Annotated in this window: 15 protein-coding genes; 3 read left to right on the top strand and 12 right to left on the bottom strand. The window is 61.5% G+C overall.

Going from position 1 to position 15,458, the window contains the following annotated elements; genetic code table 11:
• Positions 1-38: 38 nt before the first annotated feature.
• From BQ4888_RS09180 to BQ4888_RS09230, 11 genes are all read right to left on the bottom strand, one after another.
• A complete protein-coding gene (locus BQ4888_RS09180) occupies positions 39-965 on the bottom strand; it encodes an SPASM domain-containing protein (protein ID WP_092056628.1) in 927 nt (308 codons plus the stop codon).
• Between the two features lie 345 nt (positions 966-1,310).
• Positions 1,311-2,315: a GeoRSP system radical SAM/SPASM protein gene (locus BQ4888_RS09185; protein WP_092056629.1), complete on the bottom strand. Its 1,005-nt coding sequence runs from the start codon at positions 2,313-2,315 to the stop codon at positions 1,311-1,313.
• Complete coding sequence (gene pqqD, locus BQ4888_RS09190) at positions 2,308-2,625, bottom strand: pyrroloquinoline quinone biosynthesis peptide chaperone PqqD (RefSeq protein ID WP_092056631.1); 318 nt, start codon at positions 2,623-2,625, stop codon at positions 2,308-2,310. The genes BQ4888_RS09185 and pqqD overlap by 8 nt, the downstream gene beginning before the upstream one ends.
• Before the next feature lie 18 nt (positions 2,626-2,643).
• Positions 2,644-3,708 (bottom strand): YedE family putative selenium transporter, encoded by a 1,065-nt coding sequence (yedE, locus tag BQ4888_RS09195; protein WP_092056633.1) that lies wholly within the window; start codon positions 3,706-3,708, stop codon positions 2,644-2,646.
• Between the two features lie 2 nt (positions 3,709-3,710).
• A complete protein-coding gene (locus BQ4888_RS09200; RefSeq protein ID WP_092056634.1) occupies positions 3,711-4,253 on the bottom strand; it encodes a tetratricopeptide repeat protein in 543 nt (180 codons plus the stop codon).
• A gap of 6 nt (positions 4,254-4,259) precedes the next feature.
• Positions 4,260-5,156, bottom strand: a complete 897-nt coding sequence (locus BQ4888_RS09205) for a phosphate/phosphite/phosphonate ABC transporter substrate-binding protein (RefSeq protein ID WP_240746317.1) — start codon at positions 5,154-5,156, stop codon at positions 4,260-4,262.
• Positions 5,157-5,248: 92 nt separating this feature from the next.
• A complete protein-coding gene (locus BQ4888_RS09210; protein ID WP_092056638.1) occupies positions 5,249-6,310 on the bottom strand; it encodes a right-handed parallel beta-helix repeat-containing protein in 1,062 nt (353 codons plus the stop codon).
• A complete protein-coding gene (locus tag BQ4888_RS09215; protein ID WP_092056640.1) occupies positions 6,307-7,131 on the bottom strand; it encodes a NosD domain-containing protein in 825 nt (274 codons plus the stop codon). The genes BQ4888_RS09210 and BQ4888_RS09215 overlap by 4 nt, the downstream gene beginning before the upstream one ends.
• The gene (locus BQ4888_RS09220; protein WP_092056642.1) at positions 7,122-7,595 is read right to left on the bottom strand and encodes a hypothetical protein; all 474 of its coding nucleotides are present in this window, start codon (positions 7,593-7,595) and stop codon (positions 7,122-7,124) included. The genes BQ4888_RS09215 and BQ4888_RS09220 overlap by 10 nt, the downstream gene beginning before the upstream one ends.
• 74 nt (positions 7,596-7,669) lie before the next feature.
• Complete coding sequence (locus BQ4888_RS09225; RefSeq protein ID WP_092056644.1) at positions 7,670-9,034, bottom strand: sigma-54-dependent transcriptional regulator; 1,365 nt, start codon at positions 9,032-9,034, stop codon at positions 7,670-7,672.
• Positions 9,035-9,037: 3 nt separating this feature from the next.
• Positions 9,038-10,096 carry a sensor domain-containing diguanylate cyclase gene (locus tag BQ4888_RS09230; protein ID WP_092056646.1) on the bottom strand — a complete coding sequence of 353 codons (1,059 nt, stop codon included), beginning with the start codon at positions 10,094-10,096 and terminating at the stop codon, positions 9,038-9,040.
• A gap of 285 nt (positions 10,097-10,381) precedes the next feature.
• On the opposite strand from BQ4888_RS09230, the gene BQ4888_RS09235 reads away from it, so the two are divergent.
• Complete coding sequence (locus BQ4888_RS09235; RefSeq protein WP_092056648.1) at positions 10,382-12,607, top strand: vitamin B12-dependent ribonucleotide reductase; 2,226 nt, start codon at positions 10,382-10,384, stop codon at positions 12,605-12,607.
• 91 nt (positions 12,608-12,698) lie between these two features.
• Here BQ4888_RS09235 and BQ4888_RS09240 read toward each other — a convergent pair whose 3' ends face one another.
• A complete protein-coding gene (locus BQ4888_RS09240; protein WP_217882322.1) occupies positions 12,699-13,523 on the bottom strand; it encodes a cation efflux transmembrane domain-containing protein in 825 nt (274 codons plus the stop codon).
• Between the two features lie 190 nt (positions 13,524-13,713).
• On the opposite strand from BQ4888_RS09240, the gene BQ4888_RS09245 reads away from it, so the two are divergent.
• A complete protein-coding gene (locus BQ4888_RS09245; protein WP_092056652.1) occupies positions 13,714-14,046 on the top strand; it encodes an ArsR/SmtB family transcription factor in 333 nt (110 codons plus the stop codon).
• A 73-nt stretch (positions 14,047-14,119) separates the two neighbouring features.
• Positions 14,120-15,439, top strand: coding sequence for a permease (locus BQ4888_RS09250; RefSeq protein WP_092056653.1), 1,320 nt, complete (start codon positions 14,120-14,122; stop codon positions 15,437-15,439).
• Positions 15,440-15,458: the final 19 nt, after the last annotated feature.

The following is a 15,458-nucleotide window of genomic DNA, read 5'->3' on the forward strand; positions in this document are numbered from 1 at the left end:
GAAGAGCAACGGGAACCATCGCAGGGAAAGCTCTTTCTTCACCGGCGCGGTCCGGCACAGAGGGGATCGCGGCCGTCACCGTGAGGATCGAAGCTGCGGGAGAGACCCCGGCAGCCGCCGAAACAGAAGTCATAGCCGGCACAATCCCGACAACCCGAGGGAACCCGTTCCAACTCGGCGCGAACGGAAAAGCGCGCCGGGGAAGCCCAGAGTTCCGCCAGCGAATACTCCAGCAGCGAACCGAGCGCGCCCGGCCAACTGGCACAGGGGTAAAGGTTGCCGGCGGCATCCACATGCCCGAGGCTGTTACCCGCTTGGCAGCCGCCATATTCGGCCCGCTGTGCTCCGTCTTCGCCGTGGAAGAGTTCCCAGATGAAAAGATCGTGGATTTCGAAAGACAATCCCGCAGCGCAGTCGGGGGCCAGGGACTGCCGCAATCGCTCCAGATCTTTCGGGCTGGGGAGTTCCGCCGGGTCGCGCGGGGCCTCCTCGCCGTCGAGGGGGATATTCGGCAGCCGCACCCGGGAAACGCCCAGTTCGCGCGCCGTCGCCAGAAGTTCGGAAAGCAGAGGGAGGCGCGTCGCCAGGGGCCGCAGCAGCAAACCCGGCTCATAACCGCACGCACGAAGATCCTTCAAAGTTCGCCCTAGAACGTCGCGGGAGAGGCCGTTGCGGTCGATGATTTCCATATCCAACTGAGCCAGGGGAAGACCGGGATGCAAAACATCCAGCTCTTTCGGAGAGCCGCCGGAAACGAGGGAAATGCGTATCCCTGTGTTCGCTAGAGTGTCGAGCAATTCCAAGAGGTTCGGATGGAGCAGGGGGCGACCGTCGAGATAAACGAAAAAGACCCCGCCTTCCGCCAACCGCCCGGCGATGCGGAGAAGATCCGCCCGCGACAGCGGAGAGGTCGGAGTAAAACGCCAGGAAATCCGCACCGGGGTATCGAGAAGGTCAAGACCCATCAATTCGTCGAATCAAGAAAAAGAGATAAAAAAAGATGCTTTCGCAAAAAGCATCTTGTTGGATGGCTAAGCAAAAAGCGCCAAATGCAAGGCGAGCAATAAGGCGTACTTATGTACGTCGAAGCAGCGAGCCGGTTGCAGCAACGCAGCAGTTGGTGAATTTTTGCGACGCCATCAAAAAAGGGGGGGCAGCGATGCTGTCCCCCCGCGGTACCGTGTTGCTAGCAGGGATGGACGTTCGAGGAACCAACCACCCGGGGCTTCATGTACTTTTTCATGGGCCTCACCTCCTTTGTCGATTTGGGGTTGTAACAAGAAATTTCTGGTGCGACAGCGTATCGAAAACTATTTCCAGCAATGAGGATCAGGCTGGTTGAAATCGCCTGTCACGGCGAAGGCCCGGGCGGTACAGCCGCCGAGGCATTTTTCAAAGGCGGCGCAGCCCTGACATTTACCCGATGCCTCCTTGTGCCGCATCCGTTGCAGAATCGGCGAATCGTACCAGAGAGCGTCGAAATCGTCCCGCAGAATGTTACCGATCACCAAAGGGATGAATCCGCAGGGGGTGAGGTCGCCGTTGGGACGTAAATGTAGAGAAAGTTTACCACAACTGCTGCCGTTAACCAAGCTTTTAGCGGAGTACCCCGGCAAGGAGGAAATGACCGGATCATCGAAAGAAATGAGCAGATCGGAAGTCTCATCCCGCACCCGCAACGCCTCGACATAGAAGTCCCGCCACTCTTCCGCGGTCAGATCCAGTTCCTGCCTATTTTTGAAGCCGCGCCCGCTGCATTTGAAGTTGTGCAGATAAACCTGGGCGACGCCGCGATCCCGGGCAAGATCGAGCAGATCCCGCAAATGGCGATAGTTGATGCGCGAGATGACGCTGCTCATGGTGGTGCGCACGCCGGCGGTGCGCAGATGGTCGAGGGCGGCCACCGCCCGGGCGAAGGAACCGGAGCGGTTGCGAAAATCGTCATGGAGTTCCGCCTCGGCGCTGTCGATGCTGATGCCGACACTCTTGAAGCCGCTGTCGTGCAATCCTTGGGCGATGGCGGCATCGAGCAGCCAGCCATTGGAATTCATCGAGACGTTGAGCCCCCGCTCTGTCGCGTAGGCGGCAAGCTCCAGCAGATCAGGGCGGATCAGCGGTTCGCCGCCACCGAAATTAACGAAAGGAATCTGTTTGTCGACGAGGATATCGACGATCCGGCGCAGATCGGCGGTGGCGAGTTCCTCGCAGACTTCGTCGCGGCTGTAGCAATGCTCGCAGGTAAAATTGCAGCCGAAGGAGAGGGTCCAGTTGATAGTCAGCGGCGCGCTGAAGATTTCGGTGGAAAAATCACTCATCGCTCAGCCACCCCCGCCCGCGCAGATCAGCAATGAATTCCGCCACATCCGCCCGCAACTCCTCGGGCTCGGCGTCGAATTCGGTGGCCAGGGCCGCGACGATTTCCTCCTCGGTGCGATGGCCGTCACAGAGGCTCCAGATACGCCCCCCGACCAGGTTGAGTTGATGCATCATGCCGGAGATGATGAGGATCACGCTCCCCAGGTCGGAGACCTCCTCCCCCGCCGCCAGAGCCTCAACAATCCGGGCCTCGCGCCCCTTTTCCACCCGCCAGACAATGTCGGGATGCCGTTTCGGACGATTTACCACCAATCCCCCTTTATCTCTTCAACAGGTTTTATCCTCGCGACTGAAAAGACTCCAGGCGAAGACGAAAATAAAGCCGGAAAGGACCGCTACCTTGCCGTACAGCGGCACCCCGGCGGCGGTCGCGGTCAGCCCCCAGGACTGAGCGACGGCCCCGCCGACGAGCATACCCATCACCACCAGCCCGGCATCGGCGTCCCCTTCACCGGCCTTGATCAGTTGCCGAAAGGGGCAACCGCCGATCAGTACCGAGAGCCAACCGACCAGGGCCATGCCGAAGAAACTCCAGAGCTGGTCCGTATGCGCCCCGGGCTGGCCATAAAAGCCAAGGCGGAAGCCGCCGGTTAGAAGATTGACCAACACCGCACTGAGAGCGAAGGCCAACAGCCCGTACAAGAGCGGCGAGCGACGACCGAGGAGCAGGGCATCGCGCAGGGCGCCGGTAACGCAGAGACGACTGCGCTGGGCGAGTCCGCCAAGGAGCAAGCCGACCGCCAGGGCAACCGACCGGGGCGCGTGGGCCGTGGCGCTTCCCCCTGCCGACTCCTGCAGAAAACCGGGGCCGGTCAGCAGAAAGACCAGCAAGAACAGAAAGAGGGCCGGCACGAGCAGGCCGCTTCCGCGCCGGGGCTGCGCCGGAACGAGACGTACTTCGTCGACCATCGTGCGCAGGCCGCCCCAGACCCCAACGAAAAGCCCGGCGAAGCCGGACAGGGCGGTGAGGTCGCCGGCGCCCAGGCGGAGAAAAAGCTTGATCGGGCAACCGATAAAAACGGCGCAACCAACCATAAGAAAGATTCCGCCGAAGAACCGGGGGAGCGGGTCACTCCCCCCCCGGGAGCGGAACTCACGAAAAAGGAGGGAACTGCCCAGGGCGCCGAGGACAAAGCCAATCAACTCCGGGCGCAGGTAGCGCATGCGCTCGTTATCGTGCAACCCCAGGGCGCCGGCGCTGTTTTCGAGAAAACAGGAGACGCAGATACCGGAATTCTCCGGATTCCCCCAGACCGCGAGGAGCGCGCCGAAGCTACCGAGGGCGAGCCCGGCAAAAATCACCAGCCACAAATGGCGGTCACGCAGGTTCATGGCTACTCGCACCCCCCGGCCAGCCGACTTTGCAGGTAGTAGATCTCCTTCACCGTCGTCGCCAGAGAACGGTTGTCGGGGTGGGCCTGAAAGCGCGGCAGTAAGGTCGCCAGCCCCTCCTCCACCAGTTGACGAATTTCCGTCCGTCGGGAAAAGGGCCCCTGTTCATCGAGAAACTCGCCGTTGAGGCGCAACGCCTGGGCATAGTGGCCGATGGCCTGGTCGAGCCGCCCCAGTTCGCGCAGGATTTCAGCACGCAGCACCAGAGCAAAGGGATCGCCGGGATAGGTCCGGGCCAGCTCCTCCAACTTGAGCAGGGCCTGCTGCGACTGCCCGGCCGCGCGCAGTTCCGTCACCGGCGCGTAGAGTTCCCGGACGAAAGCGGCTCGGGCCTGCCAGGCCAGTTCCCGCTCCATCGCCTTATCCAGAGCGGAGGATCCTGCCGTCCCCCCGCCTTTGGGGGCGGTGGCGAGAAGCGCGACCAGCCCCGCCGTGGCGAGGAGAAGGAGCAGCTTGAGTCGACTGGTGCAGGAAAAGTTGGCCATGAACCTTCAGTAACTCTGATAGGGGGGCATGTTGGCTCGCCGCGCCATCTCCCGCAGACCATCATAGTCGCTGTCGAGCAGATCCTCGAACCCATCGGCCCAGGAGGTCTTCAACACCTTGAGCCGTTCGCCATCGAGTTCGGCGGTATCCTCGGGACCGAGATCGAGCAGCGCTTTTTTGATCGTGGCGAAAAGCGCGGGATCGAGATCGGCGGCGGCGCCGAAGGTGCAGTAGGGAAAGGTCGCGCTCTGCGCCAGGATGGTGAAATCGTCGGCTTCGATCTTGCCTTCCCGGGTCATTTCTTCGAGGTCGAGGACGGGCGCGGCAGCCACGTCGAAATCCCCGAAATAGACGGCGTAAATGAGCTTTTCGTGCTTGAAGGCACCCGGGGGAATGGCGTAGTAGGCCAGATCCCGCTCGGGATCGATACCGGCGGCGAGCATCAGATCGTATTGGGCGAGATAGCCGAAAGGAGCCATCATCGGTCCGAAAATCAGGCGTTTGCCCTTGATATCCTCGATCTTTTCAATACCGCTCCCTTTACGGGAGATGAGCGCCCCCGCCGCGTGGGAACCGAAGGCGCCGCGTTTTTCGGCGGCGAGCAACTGAAGGCCGACGGTCTCCTTGAGATTGATGTAGAGCAGCGAGTTGGTGTGTACCAGGGCGAATTCGCCCGCCTTCATGCGCTCTTCGAACTCGTGGGTATCGACCACTACCGTTTCGAACTCGACCCCGGTCTTTTCCGAAAGATAGCTGGAAATGGGGGCGAAGCGCTGGTAGGTCTCACGCTCGTTGTTGCAATTCATGTAGCCGATCTTCATCGTCGGCCGCTCATTGAGACGGTCGCAGGCGGTCAGAAAAAAAGCGGACAGAAGGAGCAAAAGCAAGAAACGTCGGGTCATGAAGGTCATTCCGAAAAAAAAGTTCTTTAGGTACGTCGAAACTACGAGGACGGGGACAACGCCGCAGATGGGCCTTTTTCATCAGCCACCAGTCAGGGCTGAGGGCCGGCGGCATCCACCACCCCCAATCCCGGCCGGTCGGCGCCGTCGCGGATCAATCCGGCGATTTCCGCCGGGTCGAGACTCCCCCAGGCGTTGCCCCGGGCATCGACCGGTCCCGCCCCGTCGTTCACCAGGGCATATTCGCCGTTGCCGCCGAGGTGATTGTCCCGCAGAGAAGCGGTTGCCTCTCGACAGAGGATTCCAGCGCGGCCGTTGCCGGAGATCCGATTACGGCTGACCATCGCCTCGGATTTTTCAAGAAGAATGCCATGTTCGCTATTGTTGAGCAATTCGCTGTCGCGCACTGTGCCCTTGGACCCTTGCAGATAGATGCCCTTGCGGTTGCCGACGACACGAAGGCGGCTCCCTTCCAAGGTCGAATCCCGCAGATTGACGCCGTTGATCAGGTTGCCGGTGACCTCGCCGTCTTCGAGCGTTACCTCGCTGTAGACGCAGCGCAGCCCCCAATGGTTGTCGCGTAGGACGAAATTTTTCAGCCGCACCCGCGAGTTGCGAAACTGGATGCCGTTGAAATTGTCCCACACCTGACAGTCGTTGATAGTTACCGTCGCCTCCTGAAACTGCATCCCCCGCACGTTGCGGACAAACTCGCAATGGCTGACGGTCGCATCGGAAAAGTGGGAATGAAAACCCCGGTAAGCGTATTCGATGCGGCAATGGGTAAAACGGTTCTCTTGCTCAGCGGCCATCATGTTCACCGCCCCCCAGTCGCCGGGGACGGGTTGGGCTTCGGCGCTGGTGAAGAGGATGGGATTATCCGCCGTCCCTTGCGCCTTGAGAACACCCTGAATGAAGATTTCATGCTCGCCGATGCCGTCCCCGTTGCTGTCGAAACGGGTGAAGCGCACACGGCTGCCGGGACGTATTTCCAACGACACTCCGGCGGGGATGGTCAGAATTCCGTCTATGAGGATGTCGCCGCTCCAGACCGTATCCTGCCACAAACTCTGCTCGCCGCGATAGACCGTTTCGGCGTGGACGACTCCCGGCAAAAAGAGGATAAGGAGCAATAGCGCCCAGCGGCCGTTCATGGCGCAATCTCCGTCGGCGGCAGGCGCAGAATCCGCAGATCCTCGCGATTCCTTTGCGCCTGGGCCGGATCTCCAGCCAGGGCCCGGTCGTAAAGGGCCAGCCCGAGATCGTTGCCGCTTACCCGATTGCCCGTCAGCAGCGGCCGGCTGTCGGCATCGACAAAAATCCCCTCTTCGGCGTGATCGAGAATTTCGTTGCCGGAGATCTCCGGAGCCGAACCGCGCCAGCAGAAAATCCCCCCCTCCCCTTTTTCGATGCGATTGGCGAGGATGCGCGGGGCGCTCCCCTGCTGGGCAATAATGCCGTAGCGGTTGCCGGTGAAAAGATTGGCACGGATCTCCGGCGACGAAGCGATGCAGAGCACGGCGGTTTCGGCCTGCTCGATGCGCGCACCGACGATTTGGCCGCCTTCGGCCCCAGTCAGGGTGATCCCGGCCCAGGCCGGTTGGTCGGGACTGCCCGGCGTCAGCGGGATAAAATGGACCGGCCGCCGCGCCGTTCCTTGAATCTCGAGACGCCCATGCACCAGCAGTTCGGTCAGCGAGGAAAGATATTCCGGGTCGATCTGCGTCCCTTCGGCGGAACGGACATAGACCGTCGTCCCCGGGCGCAGTTCCAGCACCGCCCCGGGCGCCACCCGCACGTCGTCGGCGAGATAGACTTCCCCGCGCAGCACCCGGTGGCCGGTGACGACGCCGGAAAGGACCGGCAGACGCTCCAACTGAGCCACCGAAGGGGGTACCGGGGGGGCGACGGCAGCGCATCCGGCAAAGAGAACGCAGGCTAGAAGCAGAGTCGTGAATAATGGTTTCAGATCCATCGTTTCTCTCGCAGGGCGCGGCCGACGACCGCCGCCGGTTCGGCGCCCCCTTCGACCTCGGCCGTCAATCCCACGAAAAAATCCTCGTTCAACAATCCTCCCAGCTTCTTCAACGCCGCCGGCACCGTGGAAAATTGCAGATCCGTCAGCACTCGCGGGCCGCTCAGCAGGAAGGGCCCACCGGGCGCCGCCAGCAGCAGGGTCAGGTTTTCGGCCGGCGTCGCAGAGAGGGCCAGATCGAACGTCGCGCCCCGCACTCCGGCGACGGCGGCAGCGGGCGCCACTGTCGTCCGAACCGTTTCCACCCCGGTCTTTTCCTTGATATAGACCACTGTCAGTTCGGCTAACAGCTGAAAACGCATCCCTTCCGGCACACCCAAGTAAAGTTTGGGGCCGAAACAGGGGGCGGCGGATTCGACGCCGAAGAGCAGCAGAAAAATCATCAGGGGCAGGATGCGTTTCATGATCCGGTTCCGCGGAGGGAGAAAGGGTCTGGAATGGGACAAGCAAGGGGCGTACCGGCGGAAAAGAACCGGCGTCAGTCGAGCATGCGGTACTTTTCCATCTTGTAGCGCAAAGTGGTGCGTTTGATCCCCAGCACCTCCGCCGTCCGGGTCTGGGAACCCTTCTCCCGAGCCAGGGTTTGCAGGATCAGCTGGCGTTCGAGGTCTTCGAGAATCTCGGTGAGGGAACCGCCGCTTTCCGGCAGTTCCAGGCAGATCTGCGCCGGGCCGGCGATCCCCTGGGGGAGATCGCGGGGGGTAACGGTATCCCCCTTGCACAGCACCACCGCCCGCTCCAGGGCGTTCTGAAGTTCGCGCACATTTCCCGGCCAGTCGTGAGTGAGCAGGCAGCCGAGGGCGCGGGGGGCGATGGCGCGCACCGGCCGACCCGTCTCGCGGGCGTATTTGGCGAGAAAATGGCGGGCCAGAGGTTCGATGTCCTCGCGCCGGTCGCGCAGGGGGGGAAGTTCGATATTGACAACGTTGAGGCGATAATAGAGATCTTCGCGGAAACGCCCCTGACGGACCTCCTCGGACAGATTCTTGTTGGTCGCCGCCACCAGGCGCACATCGCTGTGGATGGTCCGGGTGCCGCCGACCCGCTCGAATTCGTGTTCCTGAATCACCCGCAGCAGTTTGACCTGGGCAGCCAGGGACATCTCCCCGACTTCGTCGATGAAGAGCGTGCCTTGATGGGCCAGCTCGAAGCGCCCCTTCTTGGTCGCCAGGGCGCCGGTGAAGGCCCCTTTTTCATGGCCGAAGAGCTCGCTTTCGAGCACTCCTTCGGAAAGGGCGGCGCAGTTGAGGACGATAAAGGGCTGATCCTTGCGCGGGGATTGAAGATGGATGGAACGAGCGATCAGTTCCTTGCCCGTCCCCGATTCGCCAGTAACCAGGACATTGGCGGTGCTGTCCGCCACCGAACGGACGGTGTCGAAAACCCGGGCCATCCCCTGGGAATCGCCGACGATGCCGGAAGCCTGCCAGCGCTGCTGCAGTTCTTCGTGCAGATAGCGGTTTTCCGCCAGCAGCCGTTCCCGTTCCAAGGCCTGGGCGATGGTCAGCTTGAGTTCGTCGCTCTCGAAAGGTTTGGTGATGTAGTCGTAAGCGCCCAGGCGCAAGGCCTGCACTGCGCTCTCCACCGTGCCGTAGGCGGTGATCACCAGCACCGGCAGGGCCGGATCGAAGGCCTTGATCTCCGCCAACAGTTCCAGCCCGCTCATCCCCGGCATCTGCATGTCGGTAATGACCAGATCGAAACTTTCGGCGGCGATCCGACTCAGGGCTTCGGCCCCCGACCCGACCGCCTCGGTCTGATAGCCTTCCTTGGCGAGCCCCCGCGCCAGTACCTTGCGCAGTCCTTCTTCGTCGTCGACGATGAGAATCTTTCCGGAAAACATTCGTCAATCCTTATCGTGTCGATGATAAACCCGGTTCTTGCCTTCGCGCTTGGCCTGGTAGAGAAGCGCATCGGCCACCTGCAACAGGGCGTCGCGGTCCTGGCCGTCGCGGGGGTAGGCCGCCACTCCGACGCTGACCGTCACCCCTTCCGGCAGCTCGCCGTCGAGATGATGCGGGGATCGCTCCTCGATCTCCCACCGGGCCCGCTCGGCGGCGGTCAGGGCCACGTCGATGGCGGTTTCGGGGAGGATGGCGACAAATTCCTCGCCGCCATAACGAAAGACCATGTCGCTCTCGCGCATGGCTCCACGCAGGATCTCGGCGACGGCGACCAGGGCGCGATCCCCCTTGAGATGGCCGTGGCGATCGTTGAAAGCCTTGAAGTTGTCCACGTCAAACATGAGCAACGTCATCGGTTTGGCGTAACGGCGGGCGCGCATGAGCTCATCCTTGAGCATCAGGCGAAACTGGCGATGGTTGTAGAGGCCGGTGAGGCCGTCGGTCACCGCCAGATGCTGGGTGCGCTGATGCAGGCAGGCATTGTCGATGCTCATGGCGGCGAAGGAGGCCAGAATCGACAGCACCTTGAGCCGGTTGGGGGCGAATTGGCGCGGGGCGAAATCATCCAGGCAAATGAGACCGACCACCTTGTTCTGAATTTTCAGGGGAACAGCAACGAGGGAGCGAATCCCCTCCTGCAAAACCAGGGCATCGCCGCAACAGAATCCGCCGCCCTGCACATCCTCGACAATGAAGAGCTCGCCTTCGTCGAGAACATGATGAATCAGGGAGCCTTCCTTCACCGGCCAGCGAAAGCGCTGCAAAAAATTTTCACTCAACCCGACGTGGGCATGGAGGGAGAGCTGCCCCAGGGGTTCGTCATAAAGGGCGACGCTGCCGGCGGGCATATCCATGACGGCCATGGCGCTGTAAAGGATATTCCGCAGCACCTCGTCGAGTTCCAGAGAGGAAACGACCACCTGCGCTACGGAAAGAACATCCTTGAGATCCTTGAGTTCTTCCTGAATGGGGTCAGGGGGGCGGGGATCATCGGCAGGCATGGAGGCATCCGGGCAAGGGCTGGAAAAGCATTGCAGAGAACAGTTAATCCATGGGGTACAACTACCATAGTTATCGAATTTCTGTAAAGGACTAAGCCGGCCATGGAAAGGAAACTGCCGGACTTTTGCGGACACCTTCATAAAAGCATTAATTTCCCCAAAGACACTGCCACAAAGATTGACAGACACAGGATATTGTGGTTTATATTTCGGCGCTACACAGAATATAGCGCAATCCCCCTTTCAACAACCCCTTGAATTTCCAGTGCAAAGGATTTCCAACCCATGAAAAAACCGGCCGCGTCCCCGTCTCTTGCCCTTTCCACCAACGCCGTCACCGTCCTCGAACGCCGCTATTTGAAGCGCGATGCCGAAGGCAAGGTTCTTGAGACTCCGGCCGACATGTTCCACCGCGTGGCTCACACCATCGCCTCGGCGGAGACCCTGCTGAAAACCGGCCAGGACGCCGCCGCTCTCGAAAATGAGTTCTACCGCATCATGACCGGCCTCGAATTCCTGCCCAATTCGCCGACCCTGATGAATGCCGGCCGTGAACTCGGCCAACTCTCGGCCTGTTTTGTCCTGCCGGTCGGCGATTCGATGGAAGAGATCTTCGAGGCGATCAAGCAGACCGCCCTGATCCACAAAAGCGGCGGCGGCACCGGCTTCTCCTTCTCCCGCATCCGTCCGGCCCGGGACGTCGTCGCCTCGACCAGCGGCGTTTCCTCCGGCCCCCTCTCCTTCATGAAGGTCTTCGACGCCGCCACTGAAACGATCAAGCAGGGGGGCACCCGTCGCGGGGCGAACATGGGGATTCTGCGGGTCGACCACCCGGATATCATGGATTTCATCATGGCCAAGCGCGACCAGACGGTGTTGACCAACTTCAACATCTCCGTCGGCCTCACCGAAGCCTTCATGGAAGCGGTGGAGAAGGACGGCGAATACGCCATCGTCAGCCCGCGCAACAAAGAGGTCGTGAAAACCATGCCGGCGCGTAAGGTCTTCGAACACATCGTCGAGCTGGCCTGGAACAACGGCGAGCCGGGGATCATCTTCCTCGACCGCTTGAACCGTGACAACCCGACCCCCCAGGTCGGCGAGATCGAGGCGACCAATCCCTGCGGCGAGCAACCGCTCCTCCCCTACGAATCGTGCAACCTCGGCTCGATCAATCTGGCGAAAATGGTCAAGGACGGCGACGTCGACTGGGCGCGCCTGAAGACCGTCGTGCGCCTGGCGGCCCGTTTCCTCGACAACGTCATCGAGGTCAACAACTATCCCATCCCCCAGATCGCCGAGATGACCCGCAGCAACCGCAAGATCGGCCTTGGCGTCATGGGCTGGGCCGACCTGCTGATTCTGCTCGGCCTGCCCTACAACAGCGACGAAGCGGTGGAACTGGGCGAGACGCTGATGAGGTTCATCACCGACGAAGCCCGGCAGATGTCCATGGAGCTCGCCGCCGAGCGCGGCTCCTTCCCCAACTTCAAGGGGAGCCTGTACGACCAGAAGGGGAGCAAGCCGGTGCGCAACGCCACCAGCACCACCATCGCCCCGACCGGTACTATCTCCATCATGGCCGGTGCTTCCAGCGGCGTTGAGCCCCTCTTCGCCGTCTCCTACGTCCGTCAGGTGTTGGATAACGACATTCTCGTCGAGGTTCACCCGCTCTTTGAAAAGATCGCCCGCGACCGGGGCTTCTATTCGCCGGAGTTGATGAAGCTCATCGCCCAGCACGGCACGGTGCAGGACATCCCGCAAGTGCCCGAGGATGTGCGGAGGGTCTTCGTCACCGCTCACGATATCACCCCCGAGGATCACATCCGCATGCAGGCGGCTTTCCAGAAATACACGGACAACGCCGTCTCCAAAACCGTGAATTTCTGCAACAGCGCCACCCGCGAGGATGTCGCCACCGTCTACCGGCTGGCCTACCAGTTGGGTTGCAAAGGGGTCACCATCTACCGTGACGGCAGCCGCGATCAGCAGGTGCTGTCCGTGGGCAAAGAGCAGACGGCGCCGGAAGACACGGTCCCCCGCGAAACCAAGAAACAGGGTCGCAAGCGCGAGCGCCCCCGGGCGCTGCGCGGCGCCACCTACCAGATGACGACCGGCTGCGGGCCGCTGTACATCACCATCAACGAAGACCAGGAAGGACTTTTTGAGCTCTTCACCACCATGGGCAAGGCCGGCGGTTGCGCCGCCAGCCAGTGCGAGGCCATCGGCCGCCTCGTCTCCCTCGCCTGGCGCAGCGGCGTACAGGCCCGGCAGGCGGTGAAGCAGATGATCGGCATCACCTGCCACAAGCCCGCCGGGTTCGGCGAAAACCGCGTCACTTCCTGCGCCGACGCCGTAGCCAAGGCGATTCAGATGCACATGGCCCAGCACGGCGAGGATGGCGTCGCGGTCAAGCAGAACGGCGGTGCCTGCCCCGAATGCGGCGGCCCGGTCGAACACGAAGGCGGCTGCTGCGTCTGTCACGCCTGCGGCTACAGCGAATGCGCCTGATTCCCTAACGTCAAACGGCCTCCCTCGGGAGGCCGTTTGACGTTTAGCGGCAAGAAACTAATAAAGTTCCAAAAGTTCCGACCATTGAAGGTTACTTCAACCGCAGAATCCGCCGGGCGCCGTGCAGCACGATCAGGCCGATAACCGTACCGACGATCAGGTCGGGAAGGCGCGAACCACTGAAGGCGACCAGGCCGCCGGCGACGATGACCCCGAGGTTGGCGATGACGTCGTTGGCCGAGAAGATGTAGCTCGCCTGCATGTGCGCGCCCCGGTCGCGCTTGCGGGTGATGAGCATAAGCGCGTAGACATTCGCCGCCAGCGCGACCAGCCCCATCCCCATCATCAGCGCCGAAACCGGTTCGCTGCCGTAAATGAAGCGGCGCACAACCTCGGTGAGAGCGCCCAAGGCCAGAGCCAGCTGCAGCCAGCCGGCGAAACGGGCGGCGCGCATCTTCAGCCGAGCCGCGCCCCCCACCGCGTACAGGGCCACTCCGTAAACGGCAGCGTCGGCGAACATATCCAAGGAATCGGCGATCAGTCCCGTCGACTGCGCCGCCAGGCCAATGGCCATCTCGACGACGAACATGCCGCCGTTGATCGCCAGCAGGGTCTTCAGGACTTTCGCCTCCGCCGCATCCTCCGCCGGGTCCTTCGCCACGACCTCGGTCTCGGCAACCCCTTCCGAAGCAAGCAGTTCCGCCCCCAGCCCGAGCGGTTCGAGCCGACACAGCACCACCGCCGCCTCCCCGCGATGGACGACCGTCAACCGCCGAGCGGAAAGATCGAAATCCAGGGAAAGCACCTCCCCGAGATCGTCCAGCGCCATGCGGATGAGATTTTCTTCCGAGGGGCAATCCATCTGAGGGACAGCAAAGAGACTGCGGTGAATCCCATCCTTTTCTTCCTGACTCATCCTGGTTCTTCCTCCCTTGTTCATGAAGCCGACAGACTAACATTCTTGGGAAAAAGTCGAAAAGACAAATTTCCCCGGAAATGCGGGAGAAAAAATTGACCAAATTGATCGGATCAAGGGAAAAAATCTTTGACATCCGCAGCTGTTTGGCTAATATGCCAAATAGCCAAAGCAAAGGAGCATTGCATCTATGGATAAAGAACGCAAAGCCCATCTGGAAGCCCGGGCTCGGGTGCTCAAGGCCATGGCCCACCCGAGCCGGTTGCTGATCATCGAAGAGTTGGAAAAGACCGAACGCTGCGTCTGTGAACTGACGGAGATGATCGGCGCCGACATCTCCACCGTTTCCAAGCATCTTTCGGTCTTGCGCCAGGCGGGCATCGTCGCGGATGACAAACGGGGCAATCAGGTCTACTACCGGCTGCGGATTCCCTGCATGCTCAAGTTTTTCGACTGTGTGGAATCGGTGCTGGAATCTCAGGCCCAGACACAGGTCGCCTGTCTGGCAGGGGGCTGTCGCTAGCCCCCGGCCCTTTTTTTGCCTGGGTATTTGGCCACTCGGCCAAGCAGGAAGATTCAACTCAAGGACGTAGCTAATGAACTGGAAAAACGAGTGGAAATCGCTGGCCGCGATCATTGCCGTTTTCGTCGCCTGTTACTGGCTGCCGGTGGACTGGCTGCAAGAGACGAAACGCCTCGAAAATGCCCTCTGGGAAGCGCTGCATCTGGCCAAGTGGTATGCCCAGGAGCATGTGCTGCTCTGCCTGGTCCCGGCCTTTTTCATCGCCGGGGCGGTGGGGGTCTTCGTCAGCCAGGCGGCGGTGATGAAATACCTGGGGCCGAAAGCGAATAAGTTCCTGGCCTACGGCGTCGCCTCGGTCTCGGGCACCATCCTGGCGGTCTGCTCCTGCACCATCCTGCCGCTTTTCGCCGGCATCTACCGCATGGGCGCGGGGCTGGGACCGGCGAGTGCCTTTCTCTATTCCGGCCCGGCCATCAACATCCTCGCCATTGTCCTGACCGCCGCCGTTCTCGGGCCGGAGATGGGGATTGCCCGGGCGGTGGGCGCCGTCAGCTTCGCCGTCATTATCGGCTTGCTTATGCACTTTTTCTTTCGCAAGGAAGAGGCGGAAAAGCTCGAAGCGGCCGGGAATCTCCCCGAACCGGAAGTTTCCCGCCCCCTGTGGCAGACGGCGCTCTATTTCGCCAGCATGGTCGGCATCCTGGTCTTCGCCAACTGGGGCAAGCCGACCGAACCGACCGGCTTCTGGCAGGCGATCTATGCCGCCAAATGGCTCGTCACCGGGCTCTTCTCCCTGGCGCTGGCGATCATGCTGGTGAGCTGGTTTCAAGTCGGCAAACTGCGCATGCTGCTGGCAGCGTTGCCGGTGGTGGCTCTGGCCCTGATCTTTCCGGACAATCCCATTATCCCCTTCGTCGCCGGAACCATCGCCCTGTCGGTGCTGACCGCGACCGGGCGCGATGAGGCGGGAGAACTGCAGGAGTGGTTCGAAACGAGCTGGGACTTCGCCAAAAAGATTCTGCCCCTGCTCTTCTGGGGGGTGCTGATGGCCGGCGCGCTCCTCGGCCGTCCCGACCACGAGGGGCTGATTCCGTCCGCCTGGATTGCCGGTCTGGTCGGCGGAAATTCTCTGTGGGCCAATCTCTTTGCCTCGGTCGTCGGCGCCTTCATGTACTTTGCCACCCTCACCGAAGTGCCGATTCTGCAGGGGCTGATCGGCGCCGGCATGGGCAAGGGCCCGGCCTTGGCCCTGCTGCTCGCCGGTCCGGCCCTCTCCTTGCCCAACATGCTGGTCATCCGCAGCGTCATGGGAACAAAAAAGACCGTGGTCTTTGTTCTTCTGGTCATCATCATGGCGACGATCTCGGGACTGATTTACGGCGCCCTGTTTTAACACATAGGGCACGGCGCGC

Origin of the sequence: Desulfuromonas acetexigens (assembly GCF_900111775.1) — a bacterium.
GTDB classification, from domain to species: domain Bacteria; phylum Desulfobacterota; class Desulfuromonadia; order Desulfuromonadales; family Trichloromonadaceae; genus Trichloromonas; species Trichloromonas acetexigens.

Excerpts from the sequence above, each read along its gene's own strand:
- BQ4888_RS09205 (WP_240746317.1), bottom strand. The coding sequence starts at position 5,156 with ATGACCCGACGTTTCTTGCTTTTGCTCCTTCTGTCCGCTTTTTTTCTG.
- BQ4888_RS09220 (WP_092056642.1), bottom strand. The coding sequence starts at position 7,595 with ATGAAACGCATCCTGCCCCTGATGATTTTTCTGCTGCTCTTCGGCGTC.
- yedE (WP_092056633.1), bottom strand. The coding sequence starts at position 3,708 with ATGAACCTGCGTGACCGCCATTTGTGGCTGGTGATTTTTGCCGGGCTC.
- BQ4888_RS09225 (WP_092056644.1), bottom strand. The coding sequence starts at position 9,034 with ATGTTTTCCGGAAAGATTCTCATCGTCGACGACGAAGAAGGACTGCGC.
- BQ4888_RS09180 (WP_092056628.1), bottom strand. The coding sequence starts at position 965 with ATGGGTCTTGACCTTCTCGATACCCCGGTGCGGATTTCCTGGCGTTTT.
- BQ4888_RS09215 (WP_092056640.1), bottom strand. The coding sequence starts at position 7,131 with ATGGATCTGAAACCATTATTCACGACTCTGCTTCTAGCCTGCGTTCTC.
- BQ4888_RS09230 (WP_092056646.1), bottom strand. The coding sequence starts at position 10,096 with ATGCCTGCCGATGATCCCCGCCCCCCTGACCCCATTCAGGAAGAACTC.
- BQ4888_RS09210 (WP_092056638.1), bottom strand. The coding sequence starts at position 6,310 with ATGAACGGCCGCTGGGCGCTATTGCTCCTTATCCTCTTTTTGCCGGGA.
- BQ4888_RS09185 (WP_092056629.1), bottom strand. The coding sequence starts at position 2,315 with ATGAGTGATTTTTCCACCGAAATCTTCAGCGCGCCGCTGACTATCAAC.
- BQ4888_RS09245 (WP_092056652.1), top strand. The coding sequence starts at position 13,714 with ATGGATAAAGAACGCAAAGCCCATCTGGAAGCCCGGGCTCGGGTGCTC.
- BQ4888_RS09200 (WP_092056634.1), bottom strand. The coding sequence starts at position 4,253 with ATGGCCAACTTTTCCTGCACCAGTCGACTCAAGCTGCTCCTTCTCCTC.
- BQ4888_RS09250 (WP_092056653.1), top strand. The coding sequence starts at position 14,120 with ATGAACTGGAAAAACGAGTGGAAATCGCTGGCCGCGATCATTGCCGTT.
- BQ4888_RS09235 (WP_092056648.1), top strand. The coding sequence starts at position 10,382 with ATGAAAAAACCGGCCGCGTCCCCGTCTCTTGCCCTTTCCACCAACGCC.
- BQ4888_RS09240 (WP_217882322.1), bottom strand. The coding sequence starts at position 13,523 with ATGAGTCAGGAAGAAAAGGATGGGATTCACCGCAGTCTCTTTGCTGTC.